Annotated in this window: 20 protein-coding genes; 10 read left to right on the top strand and 10 right to left on the bottom strand. The window is 41.1% G+C overall.

The features are described from left to right. Window positions 1-170: 170 nt before the first annotated feature. Complete coding sequence (locus tag J8M01_RS18255; RefSeq protein WP_211058894.1) at window positions 171-1,010, bottom strand: GNAT family N-acetyltransferase; 840 nt, start codon at window positions 1,008-1,010, stop codon at window positions 171-173. A gap of 277 nt (window positions 1,011-1,287) precedes the next feature. Here J8M01_RS18255 and J8M01_RS18250 point away from each other — a divergent pair, with 277 nt between their 5' ends. The 4 genes from J8M01_RS18250 (at window position 1,288) to J8M01_RS18235 (ending at window position 7,258) form a co-directional block, all read left to right on the top strand. Beyond that, window positions 1,288-3,243, top strand: a complete 1,956-nt coding sequence (locus tag J8M01_RS18250; protein WP_211058893.1) for a hypothetical protein — start codon at window positions 1,288-1,290, stop codon at window positions 3,241-3,243. A 212-nt stretch (window positions 3,244-3,455) separates the two neighbouring features. Then, window positions 3,456-3,614: a hypothetical protein gene (locus tag J8M01_RS18245; protein ID WP_211058892.1), complete on the top strand. Its 159-nt coding sequence runs from the start codon at window positions 3,456-3,458 to the stop codon at window positions 3,612-3,614. Between the two features lie 47 nt (window positions 3,615-3,661). Continuing rightward, window positions 3,662-5,392: a hypothetical protein gene (locus J8M01_RS18240; RefSeq protein WP_211058891.1), complete on the top strand. Its 1,731-nt coding sequence runs from the start codon at window positions 3,662-3,664 to the stop codon at window positions 5,390-5,392. Window positions 5,393-5,716: 324 nt separating this feature from the next. Then, entirely contained in the window at window positions 5,717-7,258 is a 1,542-nt protein-coding gene (locus tag J8M01_RS18235) for a lipase family protein (RefSeq protein WP_211058890.1), read from the top strand. A 162-nt stretch (window positions 7,259-7,420) separates the two neighbouring features. Here the strand turns inward: J8M01_RS18235 and J8M01_RS18230 are convergent, their stop codons facing one another. The 3 genes from J8M01_RS18230 to J8M01_RS18220 form a co-directional block, all read right to left on the bottom strand. Beyond that, a complete protein-coding gene (locus J8M01_RS18230) occupies window positions 7,421-8,683 on the bottom strand; it encodes a peroxidase, FMP-type (RefSeq protein ID WP_211058889.1) in 1,263 nt (420 codons plus the stop codon). 418 nt (window positions 8,684-9,101) lie between these two features. Continuing rightward, window positions 9,102-10,394, bottom strand: a complete 1,293-nt coding sequence (locus J8M01_RS18225) for a hypothetical protein (RefSeq protein ID WP_247671192.1) — start codon at window positions 10,392-10,394, stop codon at window positions 9,102-9,104. Window positions 10,395-10,591: 197 nt separating this feature from the next. After that, a complete protein-coding gene (locus tag J8M01_RS18220; RefSeq protein WP_211058888.1) occupies window positions 10,592-11,485 on the bottom strand; it encodes a LysR family transcriptional regulator in 894 nt (297 codons plus the stop codon). Between the two features lie 158 nt (window positions 11,486-11,643). Between J8M01_RS18220 and J8M01_RS18215 the strand changes: the two genes are divergently transcribed. The 3 genes from J8M01_RS18215 to J8M01_RS18205 are packed head-to-tail and all read left to right on the top strand — an operon-like array spanning window position 11,644 to window position 13,833. Next, window positions 11,644-12,087, top strand: coding sequence for a DoxX family protein (locus J8M01_RS18215; RefSeq protein WP_192506444.1), 444 nt, complete (start codon window positions 11,644-11,646; stop codon window positions 12,085-12,087). Between the two features lie 37 nt (window positions 12,088-12,124). After that, entirely contained in the window at window positions 12,125-12,820 is a 696-nt protein-coding gene (locus J8M01_RS18210) for a pirin family protein (RefSeq protein WP_211058887.1), read from the top strand. A gap of 41 nt (window positions 12,821-12,861) precedes the next feature. After that, window positions 12,862-13,833 (top strand): glutathione S-transferase family protein, encoded by a 972-nt coding sequence (locus tag J8M01_RS18205; protein WP_211058886.1) that lies wholly within the window; start codon window positions 12,862-12,864, stop codon window positions 13,831-13,833. Between the two features lie 356 nt (window positions 13,834-14,189). On the opposite strand, the gene J8M01_RS18200 is transcribed toward J8M01_RS18205, so the two are convergent. Continuing rightward, window positions 14,190-15,113, bottom strand: a complete 924-nt coding sequence (locus J8M01_RS18200) for a LysR family transcriptional regulator (protein WP_210995937.1) — start codon at window positions 15,111-15,113, stop codon at window positions 14,190-14,192. A gap of 99 nt (window positions 15,114-15,212) precedes the next feature. On the opposite strand from J8M01_RS18200, the gene J8M01_RS18195 reads away from it, so the two are divergent. Next, window positions 15,213-15,743, top strand: a complete 531-nt coding sequence (locus tag J8M01_RS18195; protein WP_211058885.1) for a cytochrome b/b6 domain-containing protein — start codon at window positions 15,213-15,215, stop codon at window positions 15,741-15,743. 84 nt (window positions 15,744-15,827) lie between these two features. Here the strand turns inward: J8M01_RS18195 and J8M01_RS18190 are convergent, their stop codons facing one another. From J8M01_RS18190 to J8M01_RS18170, 5 genes are all read right to left on the bottom strand, one after another. Continuing rightward, window positions 15,828-16,997: an aspartyl protease family protein gene (locus J8M01_RS18190; protein WP_211058884.1), complete on the bottom strand. Its 1,170-nt coding sequence runs from the start codon at window positions 16,995-16,997 to the stop codon at window positions 15,828-15,830. A gap of 328 nt (window positions 16,998-17,325) precedes the next feature. Then, window positions 17,326-18,609 (bottom strand): ATP-binding protein, encoded by a 1,284-nt coding sequence (locus J8M01_RS18185; RefSeq protein ID WP_211058883.1) that lies wholly within the window; start codon window positions 18,607-18,609, stop codon window positions 17,326-17,328. Between the two features lies 1 nt (window position 18,610). Beyond that, on the bottom strand, window positions 18,611-19,297 hold the full coding sequence (locus J8M01_RS18180; protein WP_348772763.1) for a response regulator: 687 nt from the start codon (window positions 19,295-19,297) through the stop codon (window positions 18,611-18,613). 98 nt (window positions 19,298-19,395) lie between these two features. Beyond that, window positions 19,396-19,749, bottom strand: a complete 354-nt coding sequence (locus J8M01_RS18175) for a hypothetical protein (RefSeq protein ID WP_211058881.1) — start codon at window positions 19,747-19,749, stop codon at window positions 19,396-19,398. Beyond that, window positions 19,742-22,315, bottom strand: coding sequence for a reprolysin-like metallopeptidase (locus tag J8M01_RS18170; RefSeq protein ID WP_211058880.1), 2,574 nt, complete (start codon window positions 22,313-22,315; stop codon window positions 19,742-19,744). The genes J8M01_RS18175 and J8M01_RS18170 overlap by 8 nt, the downstream gene beginning before the upstream one ends. A gap of 589 nt (window positions 22,316-22,904) precedes the next feature. Between J8M01_RS18170 and J8M01_RS18165 the strand changes: the two genes are divergently transcribed. Then, window positions 22,905-23,324: a BLUF domain-containing protein gene (locus J8M01_RS18165; protein WP_211058879.1), complete on the top strand. Its 420-nt coding sequence runs from the start codon at window positions 22,905-22,907 to the stop codon at window positions 23,322-23,324. 15 nt (window positions 23,325-23,339) lie between these two features. Continuing rightward, entirely contained in the window at window positions 23,340-25,031 is a 1,692-nt protein-coding gene (locus J8M01_RS18160) for a methyl-accepting chemotaxis protein (RefSeq protein WP_211058878.1), read from the top strand. The last annotated feature ends 309 nt before the right edge of the window (window positions 25,032-25,340 follow it).

Genomic DNA, 25,340 nt, shown 5'->3' with positions numbered 1-25,340 from the left:
TAATGACAAATACTCACTCTAATCAATGTTGCAATGAGTCAACCATATCTCTTATATAGTATATACAAACGAAGCCCTCTGTTGATACTGGTAACGACCATTCTCAATTGAGGGCTTTGCTATAGAAGTAATCAATTTCTTAATTTCAAAAAATCATATTTATCTATCCATTACCCCAGCTCAAACGTGGTAATACCGTAGATTTTATGATGTGCTATATCAGGTAGCCCATGTTGATACATGCGAGATGTCGCAAACACCACGTCCATATGCTCACCAACCGCTAATTCAATCGCAAGAGGGTTATTTTCCGGTACGTCTAAAATGATAATCTCACCGATAATATCCTGCTGCAAAGCACTCAGTAACTGTGTGGCCACCGCTTTCGAATCTGCAAACAATGGCCCTACTTTATACCCTTCAACGCATTGTCGCCTTACTGCATACCCTCGAACTTGGCCATTTTCTATCACACAGAGTGACTTGCCATTTTTTTGCTGTAACCACCCTTTTAAAAACATGTCTCGCTTGGCTGGAAAACATTGCTGATCATAAGCGATGACGGCATCGATATGCTGTACAGTCACATCTTGGATAGTGGATGATACATCGTGGGCAGTGGCACACTTTTGAAACCGTTTATTTTGATAATAAGGCTGATACCCCACACGCTGATATATTTCGACGTTTTCTAATACCCCGTCAATGCCGATATTCCGCTCACCACAGTACGCTAGTCTATGTTTGGTTAGAGCTAACCCGTACCCTTTTCCACGATGTTCTGGTGCGACGATATAAAGCCCACAAAAAGCAAAATTCGCGTCATATCTGACCGCACTGCCAACTGCAACAATGTCACCCGCAAGCTCTGCTACAAAAAACCCCTCAGGGTCTGCTTGGTAAAATAATGCCGCATCCTCAAGCCCAGGGTTCCACCCTTCAATGCGAGCCCACTCTATGGCCACTTTTAGCTCATGCGGCAACATGGTACGAATGATTAACTCTGACATCCCCTTATGTTCCTTCTATTTCCAATACCATCGGCGATTACCGTAAATTATACGCCGACTACACACAGCCTGTATGCAGCCAACGTTAAATAATTTAACGGGTCTTTCATCATTTTTTTAAGCACCTGCATATCTGATTTCGTAACACACCCATGATTGATTCTGCCCAACACTGTCTATTCAACAGCTCAGACTTTATTTCCTAAAAAACAAACGAAACCATCCCGTATTATGGTATATTCCGCCCACTTTTAAAAACAGGATGTCAGGAATTACCGTGAAACAGAAATTACTCATACTAGCAGGATGCTTAGCACTGAGCGCATGTGGTGGCTCATCAAATAACGACTCATCAAGCATTGCTTCATCAAATAATACGTTATCAAATGGCGAAACCAGCACACCACAAGTTCCGGTTAATACCCCCCCAACGTTAAGCGGTATTTTCACCATTGATGCGAAGGCCAAGTCACAATACGACCTCGTGTTAAACGCGCAAGATAAAGAGAATGACCCACTCTCTATTAGTATCGAAAACCAACCTGACTGGCTGTCGTATACAGTAGAAAATAACCAAGTAAAACTCAGCGTATCGCCAGACTTTTTAGATATCGAGACCCACACATACCCCATCAGTGTATCGGATGGCAAAGCCTCAACCTCTTATGAGCTTACTGTGAATGTCCTCGATAATCCCCAAGCATGGACACCTATTGATATTTCCGCGGCAGAACTTGCGGGGGTATGGGAAAACAAACAGCAAAACTTTTCCATCACCTTCAACCAACAACAGCAAGGACTATTGATTGAAAATGGTGAATTAAGTCGGTTTGAATATAATGGTGACTCTATCAATAAACTGTGGATTTACGAACATGGATGTGTGTACGACTGCAGAGTTAAACACTTTAGAGAATTACAGGTCATCGCAAAAACGTACGATAAGGTATATCTCTCGTTCAAAAATACACGCAATGAAGAGCAAACGTATATGTTGCGCAAACCTTCTTCTATAAAAAGTGGTATTAAATATAGTGCGGCGCTCGATGAAAATTTATATTCAGATACATACGCCGATCTATACGCCGATATAATTAACCTTAACAGTGATAATCAGCAGCTTGCTACATTACAAACTCGTACACATAACCCCCCCAATATGGGTTCTAGCTATACTGACAATGATGAATACACATTCCATCAGTTAAATGGCCTATATGATCAAGCTTCAGGGGTATTTACGCCTAGTAAAAAGAAGGTGTTTTATCACACATCCCTCTTTGAAGCTACAGGTGATCAATTCGTGGCGTTTACAGTCAACTATGACAAAATACAGGTTCTTGGCAAAACACAAAACCACCTTATAATTCAATCTAGATACGCTTATCAACTCGATATACAAAGCGTAAATGTTGACCCTTATTCTCAAGATTACGCTGCACTCACGGAATTCTTGCGACCAAAAACAGACCTCATGGCTTTTCCAGTAAATAAATTGACTAAGCATGTCACTTCGTTAGAGGCTGGCAAAACATATGTTGGTCGAATTGCCCCTTACAAATTGAACTGGACCTTAGGGGAAATTCGTTATAGTGGTGCATTAGAGTTCACCATTAGTAATGATAATACTGGATCAGTGCTGCTAGAAACGGCGGATAAATCAATCAAAGAAGTACGTACCTTTACGTATGTGCAAAACGAATCTGAGTTAAGTATTACATTTGGTGAAAAAACTTATAAATACTCGTTATACAGCCTACCATCGGGTATCGTCTTTATGAGTGCGCTACTACCTGATGAAGACAGTGGCAAAGTATATGAGCGTACAGCCTATGCTCATTACGAAGTAGACACTACTTTCACCTTCGATGATTACCTTGGTACATATAAGCACCTTCCCCATGGCCACTCAGTAATGTATTTAGCAACAGATAAAATTGATCTTTTTTATAAACTCGATGACCCACTACGAAAGGGGGATGTTTTTAAAGTTGAAAACAATGGCAGCATTTCGTATGTTATTCATGAGGATTGCCCACAAGTTAACAACAACGACTTCGCCGCTTGTCTTGCCTCATCAACTGCAAAGCATAGTTTTCCAAGGGCTAGGAATATAAAATTACTCACAGTAGAAAACAACATTTATACCTTTAAATATAGCACCATGTATATTGACAACGATGGTCAAAAAATTGCGCATGAATCTACATGGGTATTTGAAAAGTTAGACTAAATTAGTTAGATAATAATAATGTGATTACCTTTAAAACTCAGGCAATCACATCATCATATAGGCATATAAAAACATACAAGCCAACGTCACCGCTACTTTGACCTATCATCCCCCCCCTGTCACAGCCCGTGCATTACCTAAAAAACAAACAAAACCATCCCGTATTATGGTATATTCCGCCCACTTTTAAAAACAGGATGTCAGAAATTACCGTGAAACAGAAATTACTCATATTAGCAGGATGCTTAGCACTGAGCGCATGTGGTGGCTCATCAAATAACGACTCATCAAGCATTACTTCATCAAATAATACGTCATCAAATGGCGGAACCAGCACACCACAAGTCCCGGTTAATACCCCCCAACGTTAAGCGGTATTTTCACCCTTGATGCGAAGGCCAAGTCACAATACGACCTCGTGTTAAACGCACAAGATAAAGAGAGTGACCCACTCTCTATCAGTATCGAAAATCAACCTGATTGGCTGTCGTATACCCTAGAAAATAACCAAGTAAAACTCAGCGTATCGCCAGACTTTTTAGATATCGAGACCCACACGTACCCCATCAGTGTATCAGATGGCAAAGCCTCAACCTCTTATGAGCTTACTGTGAATGTCATTGATAACCCCCAAGCGTGGGCGCCTATTGATATTTCCGCGGCAGAACTTACAGGCGCATGGGAAGACAAACAACAACATCTCGGTTTAATTTTCGACCAGAAAGAACAAGGCCTATTAATTAACAACGGTGCTCTCAGTCGCTTTGAATACAACAGTGACTACTTAGATAAACTCAATATGTACCAGTATGGATGTAAGTACGATTGTGACCTTGAACAATACAATGGGCTAAAAATTCTTGCCAAGTCTCCTGACAAACTCTACGTCGTACTTTCAACCGACAACAATGACAAACAAACCTATATGCTGCGTAAAACATCGCCTGTGTCAGGTGAAAAAGTGTACGCAAGAACACCTGAATCAGAGATACACGCAGATATTATTAATCTTAACAGTAATGACAAGCGCCTTGCTACATTGAGCGCCCGCTCACTTATGCCCAAACATTACTCATCAGCTGACCCTGCTAACATTCACTACGATATAAACTCAGTAATCGGTACGTATAATAATCGTTCAGGTAAATTTACCCCTGAAGAACAAACAATCAATCAAAGTTTCACTTATTACCGTTACCCAGATGTAAGATTAGAATTTGCAATACAATACGACACCCTAAAGATACTAGGTAAAATACAAGATCATCTAATTATTGAATCTAGTTACACGTATCAACTCATTACACAAGGAGTTGATATTGACGCGAGCCCAGAATGGAAGTCTACTTTATCTGAACTGTTAATTCCTCAGTCAGACCTCATTGCATACCCGATAGATGTATTAAGCGGATTTACCACGCCACTGCAAGCGGGAAAAACATATGCGGGTAAAATTGCACCTGACCAACTAAAGTGGACACTCGGTGATTATAATTATAAAGGGGGAATAGAGTTTACCCTTACTGACGATAGTACAGGTACCGTTACACTCTCTACCGCCGATAAATCACTTGATGAAATACGTACTTTTCATTATTCACAAAGCGGTTCCGAACTCAGCCTAACATTCGGTGAAACCCTTCATAAATACAAACTATACACATCCCCCTCAGGCAAAGCCTTCATGAGTATGCAACTAACCGCTCAAGACAGTAACAAAGCGTATGATAATAAGGGTTTTGTTCACTATGAACTCGATACAACTTTTACTTCAAGTGATTATATAGGTTCATACACACACCTTACCTATCCACTTTCGCCTCCTTACAATATGTATTTAGGTACTGATAAAGCAGTCTATTACCTATATCCTGACATATTTGTACCATTAGAAAGTGATATTTTCAAAATAGAAGAAGATGGCAGTTACACATTTATCAGACAGAGGTTTTGTCAAGAGATTGAATCCCGTGATTTTGATGAATGTCATGCATTTGCTACAGAAAAGTACGGTGTCCCTAGAGTCAGAAATATCAAACTACTCAAAATAGAAGGGGATATTTATACCTTTAAATACGGTTATATGGCTATGTACTATGGCCAATTACACGCATTCGAAACAACGAGAAGATTTGAAAAGCGCGATTAATCTTAGCTCACATTGAATTTGTTCGTAACTATGTGGCTACCTTTAAAATTTAGGTAGCCTCTTTTGTACTAAAATACGCTGTGCTAATGCTTTTCATCACACAAGAGCTATAACGCCTAATTGCACATTCACATACGTTGCGTTCATGAATTCCCAAATATGCACTTAACCCCATGACACACATGCCATTCAGTGCTACGACTCTCTCCTCATACAATCAACAGAAACATCTATTGTGTTCTTAGGCACTCTTGAAAACCTGTACCTTTCGGTTTATGGTTAAAAAACACACTTTTGATGTAACCGTATGCTGAAAAGGTAACTATGAAACACGGAGCGAGTAAGGCCAGAGTATTTAGAAGCATCGGCATCTCATTATGGTTTTTAGGGGTCATCTACGCCGTGATGTCTTCTTTGCTGGTTGGTATCGCGATGACAGGTGGCGCCCTAGAGGGCCTGAGTTTTGACGCCATTATACGTACGCTTGAAGGTTATCTTGCACACTTATCCTCTTTAGCAAACAGCCTATTCGCTCACCACTTTTGGCAAAGTGCGCTAGCCCTGATCGCCGCAGGCTATGGATTACTCTCTGTCTATCTTGGGCGAGTCACAACCAATACAGTTACCCATGATTATTTCATGCACCCAAACCTACTTAAGCTACCTTGGCGACGTATTGGCTATAGCGACCGCGTCTCTTATATTATGGCTGAGCTCTCACAATTGGCTTACATCCGCTTTAGTGTCATTGATAACGAAGTCCAAGGCTTAACAGCACAAATAAACGCGGTGTTCGATAGCCACTTTAGTGTCAACCCACACGCTCACAATGTAAAAGCCCCACTTGAAAGTTTAGTGACTCAAAAGGAGCACGCGCTTATTGTGGGCGAAACATTACTAAAATCATCGTTGAAAAAAGCAGGGTTTACCTTAGAAGGCACATTTGACGGTACTTTTCATAGCGCAGGTGATGAACACACGATGGATTTTGCGAGTCAGCCACTCGGGCTATCACACCAACTGAGTGCACAAGGGTTTGTGTGTAAATACACACCTGCAGCGGGTAACATCGATAATGAAAAACCCTATATTGTTGTGGTATTTAGAGGTTCAGAAACCCGTCTCGAAGATTGGCTTACCAATATCTACGCAACGCCCTTATCGCAAGAACAACAACAAGTGAGTAACGCACATCAAAGTGTTGGCAACAACTTCAGCGTTCATAGCGGCTTTTTCTGCTCATTTATGAGCGTCAAAGCACAAATAATAAACATACTCGAAAAATCACAAGGCGAGCCCTATGATCCGCTCGCCAATGATGTAACCCCGGTATTTTTTACCGGCCACTCACTTGGTGGTGCTTTGGCCTGCATAGCAACCAGAGAGCTCGCACCAGATAGTAATGGCGCATGTTATACCTATGGCGCACCAAAAGCGGCTGACTACAATTATTTTAATGGGCTCAAAACGCCGATTTATCGGGTGGTTAACTGCTCTGATATTGTGCCTAGACTACCGTCAAATTACGTTTTAAGCCTATTTTCATTATTACCGAAAGCCATGCGATTATTGCTTGAATGGAAAGAGGGGCGCAATAACTCTGGGCCGCAAATAACCTTACGCTCCATAGAAGAAAAGCTCGATGTGCTTTCACTGTATCGCCACACAGGTGACTTGCGCTACCTCACTGACATACCAGCTAAAAGTGATGGTCAGCAAACTGAGTTAATTCCAAACCCATCACTTCATGACCGCATGACTTGGTTTTTCAGGCATGCCTTGGTGAATGTCGGCATGCCCATTAAGTTTCATTCTATGCAACTATACCGGAAAAAGTTGACCGCCATTGCGCGTAAACGCAATTAACCACACGACACATAACTGTACGCAAGAGAATAATCATCTGACAAAATGTACAACGAAGCCTGGTAAATGGTGATTGATATTCATGTTCAACATCAATCACCAAACAACCAGCTCAGCATATTGCAACGGCGACCCCATCCATACTCTGGGCTCAAATGCGCATTAGTCGAGTGTGTGTTTCATGTGACGTACTACAGGTTCTGGTGCCCCATCAGTGGCTTTATCTTCTTCTTCAGGAAGTTTAATAGCTGGGAGCTGCTCATCAAGCGGAATATCTTCCACTCTACGTAACGTATTGACTTGAATATGCGGCCATAATGTCGTGTCACCACTTGACCCAAACATAAACTCAAAATCCACTATTTGCTCGTATTGCAGTTGATCAATCACCTTTATCTTGCCATCTTTGCCCTTAACTTCGATTTCTTCTAGCCACATACGGTGCCGCATTCTAGCAACTCGGCAATAGCGTTCTATCATCACATTATTCACCGTTGCCCCTTGTACTCCGGTGTCATGTTGCGAATCTAGCTCAATCAAGTCGAATCTTTTAAATTTCAAATTTTTATTAGCATCAGTTAACAGCAGGTTAGGTTGCACGGTATAGGGGTATTTGGCACCAAATTGATCATAATTAAAAATACGCTGAAAATAAGCGCGAGCACTATTAACCCCTCCGCCCTCTTGATCTTCTCGTGGGAGAACGGTCCACTTAGGTTTTTCACGCGATCCTGCGATTAAATCTCGCGCTGGATCCATTCCCATCGTTGGCGATATGGATAAATACTGCTGTTCCCACAGCGCACCAATGTCTGGTGCTATGCCCTCATCACTGCTTTGCGCTACCTGACCGGTTAAATGAATTGTCGTGCCATGGGGGATCACCCCAGAGCGAGAAATTGAGTGTGGCGGTACGAACTGTGGCCCTAACTCCCCGGCTCCCATTACGGGCTCGGCGGCATCGGTTTTCACCGATTCAGCGCTCGACCTATGCTTAAACATAGTCGGAGGGTTTTGATAAGGGCTATCTTCTTGCCAAGGCATAGTGTTATCACCTAGCCATAAATACATGCCATTTTCAAAGTGCTGTAAAGCATTGTCATTATCGATGATCGCGGTTTCATATTTTAGCGCACCATTAAACTGCTCGTTAGATCCCCCGCGGTTACGAACCGGCGCGTTAACCCGTGTGAACTTGAGTTGTTCTCGGTACTGTTGAGATTTAAAGTGGAAAACACCGAAAATCGTTTCTGAAGAAGTCCCTGGTGAAGGCATGCAGGTTGTGTGTAGGCCACTTGGCCCATCTTTCCAATTCACCCATGTGCCATGCAGCTTTGATAATATTCCGAACTGAGGCCCAGACGGTTGATTTTCTTGCCACTCTTTATATGGTTTAACAGAAGATACTTGTGGTTCCTTAGACATTTTACTCTCCATAACTTTACAGTATTGAGGGGTTATATGACCCAGCCAATGTCCTTGCACATTAAAACAACCCCCTAAGTGCTTGGCATAAAAAGCTGGTGACGGTAATAAGTACTAAAAAAAGATAAGCCAAAAAGCACCTCAAACCAATTACAACGCATTACATCCATGCAAACTAACATGCATTCACTAACGAAATAGGGAGATGATGTATCGTATGAGAACAGTATTGAATATGCGATAGGCTAGTGCACTTGCTAATCAGCCAGTTATAGCACCATATGCTTACAGTGACGCCCATACCTTATATAAAGATCAGGTAATAATGAAAGGTGAACAGCATAGAATGTCGCTCACCCCTCCCTTTTATTTATACCTTTAAAACTGCTCTAATATTTATTGCGATAAACAAAGCAACTCAAGGCATATTTACGCAAATTTCATAATACCAAAGGTCAGCATATGGATGTGATACTTCAGCCCCGAATGTAAATACATTCCCCTGAGTATCCGTTACAGAGTGCGTCCCAATTGGTACGTCCCCTTTGTTTACACCATCCCACATAAACCGATTTGAGCCATAACTGGTATTATGATAAACGAATGTTTGCCCTGAAAAACCGACATCATTGCGACCTTGGTTGTCTCCTGAAAAAGCACATTGCGGGGCTAACATGTGATTCTCGGGAACAAAACTAAAGTTATCAAACGTTGCGTTATAGCTTGAAGACTGAGTCGTCCCCCAAGTTAAAAACTCAAATACATCCCCTGTTTCTACAGCAACACTGGCAACAGAACCAGAGGCACTTCCCGCTGTAGATAAGTCATACGCAGTACCATTTATTACGTACCTAATAACATCGCCATATTGGCCTGCAGAATGGAGCGTCATAGCCCAATCAAAATTAATATGTCCTGTCTCAGGTATTGTAATAGCCGCCGTCACACCGCCACCACCAAAGTTCACTGATGCCGTTAATGCTGCGGCCGTCATATTGGTTGTAGCAACACCCGATATGTTCCAGTTTGCTGGCGCGAAGGCATCAACAAACCCGTTAATTACGCCGTTATCAAACGTGCCGCATTTATAGTGATATCGAATGGTATTACCTGTGGGTCTTTCTAACTTTAAATAACTCAGTACTTTATTGTTTGGGCAGCTCACATTATGCCTGTCTAAGTAAATCGTATTGCCCCCGCCATCTGCATTTGCAGGCGTAAAATAATCTTGTACATCCGTTAAACTTTTACTACCACATTTATAGTGATATTGAACCGTATTACCCGTTGGTCTTTCTAAATGTAAATATTGCAGCCCTTTGTTTTCACAATTGACTGTATGTCGATCCAAATAAATGATATTGCCCGCACCATCACTATTTGCAGGCGTATATGTGCTAGCTCCAGCTATGTCACCTGTTTCAGTACACGTATATGCATACGCTATTTGCGTCGTTGATGGTCTAAACAAGCGCAATGAACTTATTACATTGTTTGCACAATCTAACGCATGTCTATCTAAGTAGATAAGGTTACCTTGCCCATCATCATTTGCTGGGGTTGACATTGGATGATTCGCAGCTTGCGCAAGCGATGAAAATACGGTTACTAACATCATCGCTACCAACAAAAAGACACCATTTGCTTGATATAGTCTTGTCCTCAGTGCGTGATAGATACAGAAGTAATTACTATCAATATATGCTTTCATGTCGCTCTTCCTTTACATTAATATTAAGTAAAAGAATTACACAGCTTAGGAAATGTGCGATTACAGCGCATTACAAGTGCACTTATTTACACGCTCGATAGGGCGCTATTTTAATGCTCAGCGTACTCTTTGTGATTCTATTTTTCGATGACATTACCTAAACAATAAAAGCGTCTTTAATTTTCAAATGCAATGACTTAGCACGCCCAATCACTCTGGCAAAGCCGCTGTATAAACCACGTTAAAGCGTTACCTTCTTGCCCTTTATTCCAAGCAATATATAAGTCTTGATTTGGCCGAGGGATCGCACACTTTTTTTGTATCAAAGTGCCCTCTTTTAAATAAGGGTCAGCTAAATGCCGTGGTAAAAACCCCACACCAATTCCCTGTAATTGAGCCATTAACTTTGCACTCATGCTATTCACTCGAATCACTTGTTTACTGTTAAACCAACCACTGTCTCTTGCCGGGAGTACTTGCGAACTATCTGCAACCACAATCGAGGGATATTGCCTTAAATGTTCAATATCAATCACCTCGCTGACACTGGCTAGTGGGTGATGTGATGCAACGGCAAACACAAAATGCACCTGTGATATTTTATGCGTATTAAACAACCCTTTTGGCAGCTCTCCTGATGCACCAATGACAATATCAGCCCGCTTACTGTGCAAAGCATCCCAACCGCCCCCTAAGGCTTCTTCACTCAAAGTTACATCAACGCTTTGTGGTAGCTGAGTGAATTCAGCCAATAACTCAAACAAAATATCTGGAGGGATCACCGTATCACGTGCAATCCGTAATTGTCGCTCCCACCCTGATGCTAACTGAGCAACTGCATCTACCATCTCATTTGTCGCTTGCAATATATCTCGACCATGTGCCAATACCAACTTTCCTGCAGGAGTGAGTACCGCTCTTTGCTTTGAACGATCAAATAATGCAGTGCCGATATCTTCTTCCAGTTTTTTAATCGTGTAAGTTAGCGCCGAAGGCACTTTATAAAGAGACTGGGCTGCCGCCGCAAAGCTCCCTTTTTTATCAATCGCGTCAAGCGCTTTAAGTGCCTCAATAGTAATAGCCGGATACATAATCACCTTCTTACAAATCAACATTCAATTTTTTTGAACTAATAATTCAAAACATTTCGATTTTTAACTGACACTACCATATCTATACTGGCTTTAAACAGCAACTTGGTGAATAAATCATGCTGTACTCTTTATTTAAAAAAATTGAGGATAATAGAATGAAAACATTACTCAGAACGTTAACTGCATCTCACTCAAGTTATGCGTCATTCGCACTTCGATTGCCTGTGGGCGTTATTTTTATGGCGCATGGCGGACAAAAGCTATTCGGATGGTTTGGTGGCTACGGGCTAGATGGAACCGCAGGGTTTATGGCATCAATAGGTCTTGCGCCGGGCTTACTAATGGCACTTTTGGCTGGCTGTAGTGAATTCGTCGGCGGGTTATTCATCTTACTTGGTTTATTAACTCGTCCTGCGGCATCTGTACTCGCTATCACAATGCTCGTTGCCATCTTTGCTGTGCACTTGACCCATGGTCTATTTATGAGCAATAACGGTTATGAGTTTGCGCTCGCGTTACTCGCTGCCAGTGCTTCTTTGGTTATTTCTGGTAGCGGTAAACTCGCTTTAGACAATCATTTGGCGAATCGATTCGCTTAAGTGCCTATATTTATTACGTATTGAGAGGCGAGATAACATGTTAAGTGTCAGAAAATCACAAGATAGAGGAAACGCAAACTTTGGCTGGCTCAATAGCAAACATACCTTTTCATTTGGAAACTATTACGATCCAAACCATATGGGTTTCTCAGCACTGCGGGTGATCAATGATGATATCGTTCACCCAGGTGCAGGGTTTGATTCCCACGGTCACCTCGATATGGAGATCATCAGCTATATACTCGAAGGCGCTATAGAGCACAAAGACAGTGCTGGCAATATTCAAACGTTATCAGCGGGAGAGTTTCAATTAATGTCGGCGGGAAAAGGGATATACCACAGCGAGTACAACGCTTCAAAAACCCAGCCATTACGTTTTTTACAAATTTGGATAGCGCCAAATGTAACAGGGGATACACCACGCTATCAACAAAAAAACTTTGGTCGTGCATATGGCTTAAGCACTATTGCAAGCCCATCAGGAGAAAACCACACCCTACAAATTAAGCAAACGGCAAAGCTACATCAGTTGATTGTTAAACCAACTGACAGCTTCGATTTTCAAAAAACAATGGGCAACAATATTTATGTGCATATCATCGCAGGCACGGTACGAATAAATCATACCATGCTCTATGAAGGCGATGGCGCAAAAATCACGGATGAAAACACACTGACATTCCATAACCAAAGTAATCGCGATACAACCGCATTAATCTTTGAGTTGCTGTAATAAAAAGTTGATCAAATCAGGACAGGAAAGAGGACAATATTATGGGTTTATTAGTTGATGGCATTTGGCATAACCGCTGGTATGACACAAATACAAGTAAAGGAAAGTTTGAGCGTGAAGAAGCACAGTTACGTAATTGGGTTACCCATGATGGTGAAGCTGGGCCATCGGGTAAAAATGGCTTTAAAGCTGAATCTGGTAGGTATCACTTATATGTTTCTCTGGCGTGTCCGTGGGCGCATCGCACACTCATTTTTAGGGCCTTAAAAGGCTTAACAGCACATATTTCTGTGTCAGTCGTTAGTCCAGATATGTTAGAAAATGGCTGGACCTTTGACACCTCAAAAAACAGCAGTGGTGATGAGTTATTTAACTTTGATTATATGCATCAGGTTTATACACACCATGCAGCACATTACAGTGGCCGAGTCACAGTGCCTGTATTATGGGATAAAAAACAAAAATGTATTGTTAGTAATGAGTCATCTGAAATCATACGCATGTTTAATACCGCATTTAACGATATAACTAACAATACACTTAATTTCTACCCTGAATCAAAAAGAGCAGCCATTGATGAAATGAATAACTTGGTTTATCACAGCATAAATAATGGTGTCTATAAAACGGGCTTTGCCACCACCCAAGATGCTTACCAAGTTGCCTACCACAATTTGTTTTCAGCATTAGATAAGGTCGAAACACAATTATCTCAGCAGCGCTACTTAACAGGTGATACTATCACCGAGGCTGACTGGCGCTTATTTACAACACTGATTAGATTTGATGCCGTATATTTTGGCCACTTTAAATGTAACCTACGTCAACTGGAGCAGTATCCACACATTGCAAACTACATTCGTGCGTTATATCAATATCCAGGAGTTGCTGACACGGTCGATTTTCATCATATAAAACGTCACTATTATTTCAGTCACACCATGATAAACCCGACACAAATAGTCCCGCTAGGGCCTGATATTGATTATACCACTGAGCATAATCGGGTTTAAAAGGTATCCGATGTCATCGGTATTTTTATATAAACGAATATTATGGCGTATAACCGCGGTGATTAAATCATGGCCTAACATGCTATAAGTGGCACCTACAGCCCCATATCTACAAAGTAATTAGGGCGCTGCAGGCGCCTATATTCAGCGCCCTATTAATTAACCTCAGCTCTGGATAAGCGAATTTGCCCAATAAAGCTATTTTTCTCACTCTCGGCGTTGCTTTCATTTGTAATAGCCCGCTATTACTGTATAAAAGCGCCTTGGTATTGAACTAAATATCCTCATTGGATTGTACATAAGTTTGTTTTCAAAACATTTTCTATTCCAAAACCCTTACCCAAATCTGAGGTTAATTAATCTGCTCGTCGGTGATTTTCCCGCATCATTTTATCACCCCAACACACCAGAGTATCAATAAACGCTTTGAGTTTTGCGGGTTGCCCTTTTCGACTGGGGTAGACCAAATAAATGACAGAGTCCGTCAACGCAACGTGAGGGGCAATTTGTACTAGCTCACCCGATGCTAACTTATCTCGCACCATGGTAATTGGCATAATAGCGAAACCCAAATTAGCTTGCATCGACTGAACAATGGCTGCAATTGAGTTGACCGTGAAACGTGCCTGCAGTGTATGCCAGCGGCCATCAACATACACTTGGTTAAATGACGTATCACTGCGCTCACCGGCATAACTTGCAATATAAGGTTGCTCACGCAACTGCTTTATATTGGCTGCATTGCCAAATTTAGCCACATGCTCAGCTGACGCAACAAAAATACGTTGAGACTGATAAATTTTCCTATAAATTAAACTCGAATCATCCACTTCACTAAAACTGGCTCTAATAGCAAGATCAAAGCCCTCTTTAATAAGATCAACATTCTGGGCGCCTTGTTGCATTTCAAGCGTGACTTTCGGGTGCTCTGATAAAAAAGGCACAACCACCATGGCAGCCATAACATCGGCAAAATTCTGAGGCACCGCAACGCGTAAATGACCCACAGCTTGCTGCTGCATATCACTAATGAGTGCTTCACCCAGCTCAAGTTGGCGCATTGCCTGTTGGCAAAACTGTAAATACTGCGCTCCTTCATCGGTTAATTTCACCGAACGCGTGGTTCTTTGCAACAACTTAACCCCTAAGCGGGCCTCTAATTGACTCACTTTGTTACTGACTGTGGACTTTTCAATACCTAACGATTCCGCGGCTTGAGTAAAACTTTGCAATTGTGCCACTTGGCAAAAAATACGGATTTGGTTTAAATCATTGTTCATATATAAAAACAGTCTTTTAAATTTCAGCCTGATTATCTATATAAAAATATCAATTAAACTATCAATCTTAAACCATTTATTTTAAATTGGAGATGAACAATGACTTCTTATAGTTGGTCTTATAAATTGCTGCATTGGTTATCCGCCGTGCTTATTATCCTCATGTGCTTTGCATTAGTCGGCTTTAACCAACAAATGAGTGACACTGACCACAGTGTCATGCTGATAGGCCACTCTAGCATAGGTACTTTCATCAGCTTGTTAATAATGATACGCCTTTTCAAGCGTTTCATTTTAAAGCATAAGCAGCCAAAGCATGAGCAGCCGCCAACATTCGTAACCATCGCACAACTCACCCATTATGCTTTATACGCACTCATGGTGTTAGTACCGCTTACAGGTTACATCACGGCCAACTTCCATCAGTTGCCAGTACAACTTTTTGCCAGCATTGCACTTAATGGCAATCATGACACAGACTTATTTAATACCGCGCGTTTCGTCCATGCTTCTTGTGTTAAAGCGCTAATCGCATTGGTAATTTTGCATATTGCTGGCGTGCTTAGACATAAGTTTATTCTAAAGGACAACACGCTTTACAAAATGAGGCCTTGGTTTGCGAACAAGTAAAGAGCGCTAAGCGCTCTGAATACTCAGCATCTGTCCGCGTATGATGCATTGCAATCATACGCGGATAGAATAAAGATGCTCGCCTTAAGATGAATAGCCAAATATCGCATTGGCTTGAATTGTGTGGCATGTCTCATTGGCGTTTTCGTTAACCCAGCAAACCGTATGCTTTGCGGCGGTCCCTGCAATGTCTAACCAGTGTTCTTGCGTAATATCTTTTGCCTGTACTCCATTGAGCTTTGTAATTAAATCTCCAACGTTAATAGCTAAATTCGCTGTTGGTAAATCTGGCATCACATAACGTACAACAAACTCGCCACTGCGGATCTTTCGTAATTCCAAACCAATTAAGTTATATCTCACTACAATTGGACGCTTCTGTTCCAAATAAAGTGTATCAGTATGATAATCAATGGTCGTTACAAAGTTCTTAAAAATTGCACTGCCAATCACCCACAAATCATCTTCATCTACATTAGGTACTAAGTTGGTTTTAACGCTCGGGATTTTAATCTTGCCTAATTGCAGCTCAGGCATAGTAAAACGTGTATGTATCATCTGGCCCGATAAGCCAAAATCTGACGCGGTTACCGTGGGCCCGACTTCTATCTTATTATTTTCAACATATAGCGCACTTAATTTAACGTAATGCCTAGACCCTGTATCAATAATAAAAGGTTCCGTGACCTTATGCTCATCACCAAAATCAGCCTGAGCATTAACACTGATTTTGCTTAAAAACCGGTTAAACGGCAGTGCTTGCGCTTTTACTGGTGCGACATAAGGTGTTGCTGACGCTAAGATGGTTTCGGTTTCTCGGTCAAATGTCCACGCAAAATGTTGCATTAAATCATGGCCAATGACCCCATCTACCACCGCTTCATCTGCACGTAGATAGTACTTACTTTTTATAATAGGCACATACGCAATATTCACATCTTGAAAGCTAAACGACCCGAAATCAATGTGATCAATATGGCTTTTATGGGCTGAAGTCGCCCCATCATCGCCCCAACCACCAACAGCTAATTTATCACCCATTGTTAAGTTCAGTGACTTAACCTTTTCAGTGCTATCCAAAATAGTAAAGCTTGCACCTGTATCGAGTAAAAAAAGTAATTCTTTGCCATTCACTTTGGCATAAACATGAGGTTTATTGCCGATGTAACGTACCTTAAGCGCCGCTTTGCTTTGATTACCTAACCATGTAGGTGTAATGCCATTATTGGCCCATTTCATACTAACCGTATTCATTACGTCGCACCCTATAAGCGGTATCAACATAATAACAATAATGCATATATAAAAATTCCGTTTCATTGCGCTTGCCTTTAGCTAAGTTAAATTTCAACACGAAAAGTTCAGCTTAATTGAAATACAAACCACAAAGCAAAATACAAATGTAAGCAAACTTAATATTTGTAACAACCGCATCATGGTAAACGCACTGCATAACCCGCCTAAAAGTATCAGCTTGTCTTAGATGCGCTTTTAAAGGGGGCTTTCAGATGAACAAATAAAATATAGCGGCCAACGTGCTGTGTAGTTCCTTCTACACAAACAATCGATTTAATAACGCACTTTATGATTGTGTGAGTGGCAGCGTCAAACTAAAACAAGCACCGCTCAATGCGTTTTCACTGCCCTGAGCCTCTTCAACTAAGATATGGCCTCGATGCAATTGAGCAATAGAATGGGCAATAGCAAGCCCTAACCCACACCCTCCTGAATCACGAGAACGACTGGGATCGAGTCTGGTGAATGGCTCAAATATTCGCTCACTTTTCCCCGGTGGAATGCCAATTCCATCGTCTTCGATATAAATTTTAACCTCATAATGTAAACGCAAAATTGTAACGTTACACTGAGCATGAGCGAAACGACCCGCATTACGAAGTATATTCACCAGTAATCGTTTTAGTAGATTGCTGTCGGCATCAAGAGTGATATTTTTACCACTATTTACAAACGTCACATGGGGATAAAACCCTGAAACAACCGCAATGGCATCGTCAATCAGTTCTGAAAGGTTAGTGGGCGTAAAGTGCAATAAAGCACTGCCATCTTTAAGCTTCGCGTAATATAGTAACTCTTTCACTAAGTCATCTAAGCCCTGTAAAGACTTATGAATGGTTGCCGTCAGCTCGGCTTTTTCACTTGGTTGAGCATCCTCTAACATATCGAGTGCAAACTGCATCCTTGCCATAGGACTGCGAAACTCATGCGCCACTCCATGCAATAAATCTCGCTGTAAATTGATCCGCTCTAGGGTTTGTGCCTGTATTAAATATAAGTGCTGCTCAATTTCATCAATCTCACTCGTCACATCATTTTTTACGTTGAAGGTGATCGGTAAGCGTTGGATTTGAGTCGATATCTGAACATACTTGTTATTAATTCTCCATACAGTCAGCAGTGCAATCAATAAATTCAACCCCGCGGCGATTAACCACAGTAACCAGTCTGCCAGTCGTGTTAACGTATTTTCAAATACAATGGGGCCTAATACTAAAAGTTCTTCGCCCGCTATTCGATAATAAATACTTGCCGTTTCAACATCAATAAAACTGGAATTTACAGCCGTTTCACTCAATTGCGCCATCAAATAAACATCTTGATTAAACTCTGACAGAGTAGCTGTATAAGCCTCTATATCGAATTGGTTGTTAAGTTTTAATATTGCAAGATTAATATCTGATGTGGAAGTCATGATCCCCTGAACTTGCCGATTACCCTCTATGAGATACGCACCATATTGATCAAATATGATGTTATCTAATGCATATACCAAATGCGTCTGAGTCAAACTTGCAACGATGATATTAAGTAAGATCACACTTAACATACCAATCAGTATGTGCTTCATATTAAAGAGCAAGGAGATAGCCTTTATTTCTTATTGTTTTAATAATGGTTGGCTGTTTTGGATCATCGCCTAATTTCTTGCGTAACCGCGATACCCGTAAATCAATAGAGCGATCCATAGCATCGTACTCTAGTTTAAATATTTTTTGATGTAACGCATCTCGAGAAATAATACTACCAGCACAGTCGGCTAATACGATAAGTAGATCAAATTCAGCACTAGATAAAACCACATTCTGCTCATCAAAAGTAACGCGACGACTTCGTGTATCTATTTTAAGCTTTTGATCACAAAGTAACTTTAACTCTTGAGTAACATCATTAAGGTTAGACTGACGCCGTAATTGTGCTCTAATATGAGCCAGTAGTACGCGTGGTTTTAGTGGCTTACATAAATAGTCATCTGCGCCAACTTCTAACCCGGTTACTTCATCAATGTCATCCACAAGCGCGGTCAGCATAATAATTGGGCCGGTGAAACGTGGGCGAATCGTTTTGCAAATACTCAGTCCATCTGTCCCTGGCAGCATAAGATCTAAGATGATCAAATCAGGTAAGAGTAATTCAACGCGTTCAGCAGCTCGGTTACCATCATTAATAACATCAACATGGTAGCCATTTTGTGTTAAAAACTGACTAATTAGATTCGTTAATTCAGCATCGTCATCAATGATTAAAATTCTGTGCACGTACAAATACCCCAATTTATTTAATTGACTGCTGAGCATAAAGCTTACCACTGGATAAAAATAAAAACAGTGGGTAAATATCTCTTACCCACTTTAGGTTACTGACTTAAATAACAATAAGGATAGAGTGCCAAATTGTATTCTCGGGCAAATTGATATTGTACAAGTTGCTGCTTTCTATCATCATTCTCTTTTAACGTATCCTTACTCTCTCTGTGATATTTAACGCCACACTGAGCCTTAATTTTATGACTATCCAAATGCTCATACCCCGGAATAACCAACCGTCGGGTGCGCATCGCAAGTAAGCGCGTGTCATCACGAGCTTTGGCCTGCTCAATGGCATCTGCCAAAACACGTTCAACTGCAGTCGTGTTATGTAATGATGTATCAGGCTGCATAGCACAGCCTGTCAACATGATTACATGTACAGCACCTATGGCTCTAATCATATTTCACCCTATAGTAACGCGTTGAGACACTTAACAGCATGATAAATATCAACCACAAAGACACACTGCCTGACGACGACTTTTTCCCTTCATTCTTACCCGTTTCCGTTTTTTTAGCTGGGCTGACTGTCACTGCTAGAGTCGCTGTGGCAGTCCCACCTTGTTCATCACTCACCGTATAAATAATGTGTTCAATACCCGAAAAGCCTTTTTCTGGTGTATAGCTTAACTTGTTACTTTTAATACTCACCGTCGCCTTGCCTATATAATCGATTAACGTCAATTTAAGGCTATCATTATCAACATCTGTGTCATTGCTAAGTACATCAATTGCAGAGTCTTGCTGGTCATGCTCCAAAGTACGCACATCATCTTGCGCGATTGGTGCATCATTCACGGCCAGTACTGTCGCCTTAAGCATATATACATCACTCGTTAATTGACCACGTGTCGCGGTCACAGCAATATTAAGCTCACCATTAAAATCTTGTTTTGGCGTGATACTATTGTTGTTGACGGTATAGTTTTCACCTGATGATAATGTCAATTTATCAATTGTTTGCGCTGTCGCGAACTGTATATCAGAGACCTTAAGTGTCAAGTTGCTATCTTCATTGAACTGTAGCGGACTTTGTCCTGTTATGTGTGGTTTAACTGGGGAATCCGGCCCTGGATTAATGGTAAAATCCCCTTGGTTGACAGCAAAAAAAATATTGTCACTACACTTTATTAACACACGCGCTTTGGCACTTTGTTGACCTTGTAGGCTCACTTCATATTGGCCATTATTCTCTACTTGATTTGCGAGCGTTATAGGAAAAGACAACCCTGAATCTAAAGAGAGTAAAATATTAACATGTGCACATGAGACCGGCGCTTTGTCTGAATTTGCCGTATGCCACTGTACAAGTTGCGTATTTGATTGCCATTTCGAACTGCCATCAGGTGAAAGTACGCTAAACCCCTTGTCACCACCGACGACGGAAATTTTCACGGCATCGTCACTCACTCCACCTTTACCATCTCGTACAATTAGGCGAAAGTCTAAATCACGGGTTGATGTAGCATATGCCTCTCCATAGCTAAGATTGCCAGACAAAACATCCACCATTTTTGGCAACGTGCGACTCGCTGACTTTATCGGGCTAAACGCTCTAAAGAGTGGTCGTTTACCATCATCTTCACTGTCTTGTACTTTACTTGATGATGTTGCGCCCAAATTAAATTGTTGCCATGAGTAAGACAATGTATCTGTATTCGCATCTGTGGCACTGCCATTTAATGTAAACGGTGTACGGGCAGGAATCGTATAATCACGACCAGCATTGACGACTGGTTTGTTGTTAGTCAGCTCAGTGTGTTTACCACATGATTTCCCCTCTTTCATTCGACTAAATGCATTCATTTGATCCAATGAATGAATATGGAAAAAGGGGTCTGAATTTGCCTGTAAATCTTGTTCGTCACAAATTCCCGCATACCCCATAATGGTTGACGCACTGCCCGGTTCATAGGCGCTATTATCGGCTCTATTCCCGCCGCCACAAGCACCTGACGAGCCGTTAAATGTATGATCAGCCCCCAATTGATGCCCGATTTCATGGGCCACATAATCAATATGAAACGCATCATTGGTCGGCGTCTCACTTCCTGTTAGCCCCTCAGCTTTTAAATCAGTGCAAACAACTTCAAAACCAGCGAGTCCCCCGCCACCAGTACTCACTAAATGACCAATATCATAATTATCCACGCCAACCGCGGTATTGATAACTTCTGTCAATTTATCAATGTCTTCATCGGTATTTTTAAAGGGGTCATTACTGGCATCGAGATAAATCAATTTATCATTGTCTGCAATCAGTTCAAACGTCATCGCTAAGTCACGATGATAAACATCATTAAGGCGATTCACCATGGTGACGATAGCCGCGAGTGTTTTCTCTTTGGTCCCACCATGAAATGCAGCATATTCTCCCGTTGTGGCTAAAGCAATGCGATATACGATGCTGGTGTTTGGCAACTCAGCCGTCTTCAGAAGCGTATTTTTCGCTTGATATTGCCCCAGTTTCTTGCGTGGCATTCTTCGTGTCATATGCGCTGCATCACTTTGCGCCCCCGCTGCACGGTAACTTCTATAAAGCCTTGCATCTGTGCCTTTTACCGGATCAATATATACCCGTTCATTCTGAAAATTAAACACCCCATAAAACCCATTCGGGCTCATGTCGAAACGCCCTGTATTAGCAGGGTTATCAATTTGTACACCGTGAAATGTTTGTATTTGCGGGTATTTTTGAGAGAGTTCAGGCGCCATAACCACTGAAGGGGTTAGTTTAAAAGTAACCAGCTTACCAGACGGCAACGGTACAGCTACCTCGGTTGTCCCCTCAACAGCCAAGCGACTTAGCAAAGCTGACGTACTTAACTGATGAGTACTTTGTGTCTCGCTGGTAGGTGTATTTTTTGCTTTATTAATGGGTTGCCATAACGGGTCGGCATGAACAGTGAGGCCAATAAATTGTGCCGCAACAATGGCGACGAGAGATTTTTTTATTGCGATTTTCATTGCGAGTGTCCTGTTGTGAGAGTGTTTTTGTTCATAAAACACTCTATCTGGTTCGCAACCTGTATAGGGTATCCGTTTGTGGTTGATTTGTATCAAACTGGATACAAAGGGTTATCAAGAATATGGCTGTTAAAAACCGTTTTCAGTGGCTGAGTTAAAAGGCCTCTTTGCAGGCAACTGATCTCACCTTTACAGCCTTTTTCAGCGACAACTTCCTCAGTAAAACAAGCACTGACTCTTTAAGCATTGACCTCTCTCACACGGTATTTGCTCATTACATCAAATTTGGCAGGAACCTCGTTTTATGACTAAACTTGGTAATGAACTTAGTCTTAAAAATTAACACCCGTTCAATCTGTAATACAACGAGAAAAAACTCTTAAACATTTGATTTTAATTTTTTTGTACATTCGTCAAGATAAAAAATAGAGCGTACCTTTAGCGTTAACATAAGGCTGAGTAAATATCGATGCAAATGGCGACTTTTATTTTCTTAAGTAACACCCATTTTGCTTTTTGCAGCTAGGCAACTTATAACTTTAAACTCAACTTCACTAACGATTAGTCAAAGTTAAAATAAGAGGTTTACATGGTTGAATTAATTTATATAAGCCGAGCACAGAAACGTTTTAACGAGCAGCAGCTTGCAGAATTATTGGCCGTTTCTCGACGAAATAATACGCACAATAAGATAACTGGCTTGTTACTTTATGATGGCTTTGGCAGCTTTATCCAAGTACTTGAAGGTACCGAAAATGACGTAAAAACACTCTTCGAACATATCAAAAATGACAACCGGCATACTAATATTAATCGGATTGGCTATCAGCCCATTGCCCAAAGAAGCTTTGGGCAATGGGAAATGGGATTTAAATTATTGTCCAACGAAAATGTCGCAGAATTAGAAGGGTTTAGCCAGTTTATGCAAGCAAAAAATTCATACGAACATTTATCAAATCAACAAAATTTCGCAATAAAAATGCTGCGATATTTTAGAGACAACCAATAACTGGAACGAATAACCATGCTACATAAAATCGATATAGGCAAAAAAATTTATTTCCTCGGTTTTACTCAATTTCTTTTATTGGCCATTATGGGGGCCTATTCCATTGCTCAGATGGATAAAATTGGTAAATCATTGGTAGATATTGCAGAGGAAGACATTCCGTTAACGAAAATGCTCACCAGTGTAACCGAACACCAACTAGAGCAAGCCATTCTCTTTGAGCGGGCAATGATAAAAGCCATTAGGTATGAACAAAACATGGAAGATCGTGCCACGTTTGATAAAGCCATAAATGACACGAAAAGCTTAGTAAAAAGCACAGCGAAAGAAATCACTAAAGTGCAAAACTTTATTGAAATCGCTATCCCCGTACTCCATTCCGATAAAGCCAAAAATGAATTCTCAGAGCTACTAGTCGAGCTAGAAAAAATAAAAACTATTTACAGCACGCTCATTGTTCAGGTCGATGAGGTATTGACACTGGGCAGCAATGGTCAAATAGCGGCGATGTTAACGCAATCTCATGATGTTGAAGAATTGGAAGACCAGCTTGATAAAAAATTAATTGAACTGCTAGAACAGGTGCAAAATTTTACCTTAAATAGTGCATTAAAAGCCGAGCATGATGAACAAGAGGCCATTAAATGGATGGTTGCTATTTTTGTTTTTGCTAGCGTTATTGGAGCATTTTTACCATTTACTATTGCCAATGCGATCCGTAAACCCATCCAAACGATGACAAGCAGGCTAACGCAAATTGCAAGTGGTGACGGTGATCTGACCATAAAAATGGATGATTCATCCAAAGATGAAACTGGTGCCGTAGCAGGCGCATTTAATCACTTTTTATCAGTACTTAGCAGTATGATCAGCCAAGTCAATTTAGGCGCTGAAAGTCTAGGACGTTCAAGTGAGAGCGCGCTTGTTGCAATGCAACGTACGCTTAAGAACGTTGAAAAACAAAGAGAAGATATTGAAAATGTCGCGGCATCTATTAACCAAATGAACATCACCACCAAAGAAGTCGCACAAAACGCCAGTAATGCATCAACCGTAACTGACACGGTTAAACAGCGTGTACTTGATGGTCATAAAGAAGCCATTGCCACTCAAGATGTGATCACTAATATGGCTGATGAAGTCGCCGAAGCCTCATCTGTTATTGAAAACTTAGTTGCAGAAACCAACAATATAGGAGTGGTACTCGACTCAATTCAAGGCATTGCAGAGCAAACGAACTTACTGGCATTGAATGCCGCAATTGAAGCTGCTCGAGCAGGTGAAACCGGGCGAGGGTTTGCAGTTGTAGCCGACGAAGTGAGATCGCTAGCGCAAAGGACACAAGAGTCCACTGTTGGTATACAACAATTAATAGTGCGTTTAAAAGCGGAAGCCCAAAATGCCATTAACAGTATGAACAAAGGAACAGATAGTGCGCAAGAGTGTCTGACTAGAAGTACCGAGTCTGCCCAGCGGTTCTCTCTAGCTGCCGAATCAGTAAATGAAATTGCAGATTTAAACCAACAAATTGCATCCGTTGCTGAACAACAACATGAAGTGGCTCAAGAAATTCATGAGAGTTTAGAGAGTATCAGAGAAGTCGCAGAAGTAACGAATAATGAAACTAAAAATACAGCTGATGCCAGTGAAAGTATCGCTAAAAGTGTCATTGATTTGCATAAAAACCTGAATATGTTTCAAATTTAAGCTAAACAGTACGTAGTAAATTACGTGAGAAAAAACAGCTTGGTTTACATAGAACTGTGTCAATAAAAACACGCCTATATAATTAAGCATTAGTGCCTATTGTTAGCCAAAAATGCATGCCGTACGCAACACACAGCCAATGATAAAACACCACCTTTTTTACAAAGCTGGCGTTATTTCATTTAGGGTGAGTCAATACCATACAGCTCTATTTAACCTCAGGTTTGGATAAAGGTTTTGGAATAGAAAATGTTTTGAAAAAACTTACGTACAATCCAATGATGATATTTTGTTCAATATCAAGGCGCT

It is taken from the genome of Pseudoalteromonas sp. MMG005 (assembly GCF_018101015.1).
Taxonomy (GTDB): Bacteria; Pseudomonadota; Gammaproteobacteria; order Enterobacterales; family Alteromonadaceae; genus Pseudoalteromonas; species Pseudoalteromonas aurantia.
This window is presented reverse-complemented; position numbering and strand designations above follow the sequence as displayed.

Coding starts and splice junctions, on each gene's coding strand:
- J8M01_RS18205 (WP_211058886.1), top strand. CDS start 12,862: ATGGGTTTATTAGTTGATGGCATTTGGCATAACCGCTGGTATGACACA.
- J8M01_RS18175 (WP_211058881.1), bottom strand. CDS start 19,749: ATGATTAGAGCCATAGGTGCTGTACATGTAATCATGTTGACAGGCTGT.
- J8M01_RS18190 (WP_211058884.1), bottom strand. CDS start 16,997: ATGAATACGGTTAGTATGAAATGGGCCAATAATGGCATTACACCTACA.
- J8M01_RS18185 (WP_211058883.1), bottom strand. CDS start 18,609: ATGAAGCACATACTGATTGGTATGTTAAGTGTGATCTTACTTAATATC.
- J8M01_RS18160 (WP_211058878.1), top strand. CDS start 23,340: ATGCTACATAAAATCGATATAGGCAAAAAAATTTATTTCCTCGGTTTT.
- J8M01_RS18225 (WP_247671192.1), bottom strand. CDS start 10,394: ATGAAAGCATATATTGATAGTAATTACTTCTGTATCTATCACGCACTG.
- J8M01_RS18215 (WP_192506444.1), top strand. CDS start 11,644: ATGAAAACATTACTCAGAACGTTAACTGCATCTCACTCAAGTTATGCG.
- J8M01_RS18230 (WP_211058889.1), bottom strand. CDS start 8,683: ATGTCTAAGGAACCACAAGTATCTTCTGTTAAACCATATAAAGAGTGG.
- J8M01_RS18235 (WP_211058890.1), top strand. CDS start 5,717: ATGAAACACGGAGCGAGTAAGGCCAGAGTATTTAGAAGCATCGGCATC.
- J8M01_RS18165 (WP_211058879.1), top strand. CDS start 22,905: ATGGTTGAATTAATTTATATAAGCCGAGCACAGAAACGTTTTAACGAG.
- J8M01_RS18195 (WP_211058885.1), top strand. CDS start 15,213: ATGACTTCTTATAGTTGGTCTTATAAATTGCTGCATTGGTTATCCGCC.
- J8M01_RS18255 (WP_211058894.1), bottom strand. CDS start 1,010: ATGTCAGAGTTAATCATTCGTACCATGTTGCCGCATGAGCTAAAAGTG.
- J8M01_RS18200 (WP_210995937.1), bottom strand. CDS start 15,113: ATGAACAATGATTTAAACCAAATCCGTATTTTTTGCCAAGTGGCACAA.
- J8M01_RS18170 (WP_211058880.1), bottom strand. CDS start 22,315: ATGAAAATCGCAATAAAAAAATCTCTCGTCGCCATTGTTGCGGCACAA.
- J8M01_RS18210 (WP_211058887.1), top strand. CDS start 12,125: ATGTTAAGTGTCAGAAAATCACAAGATAGAGGAAACGCAAACTTTGGC.
- J8M01_RS18220 (WP_211058888.1), bottom strand. CDS start 11,485: ATGTATCCGGCTATTACTATTGAGGCACTTAAAGCGCTTGACGCGATT.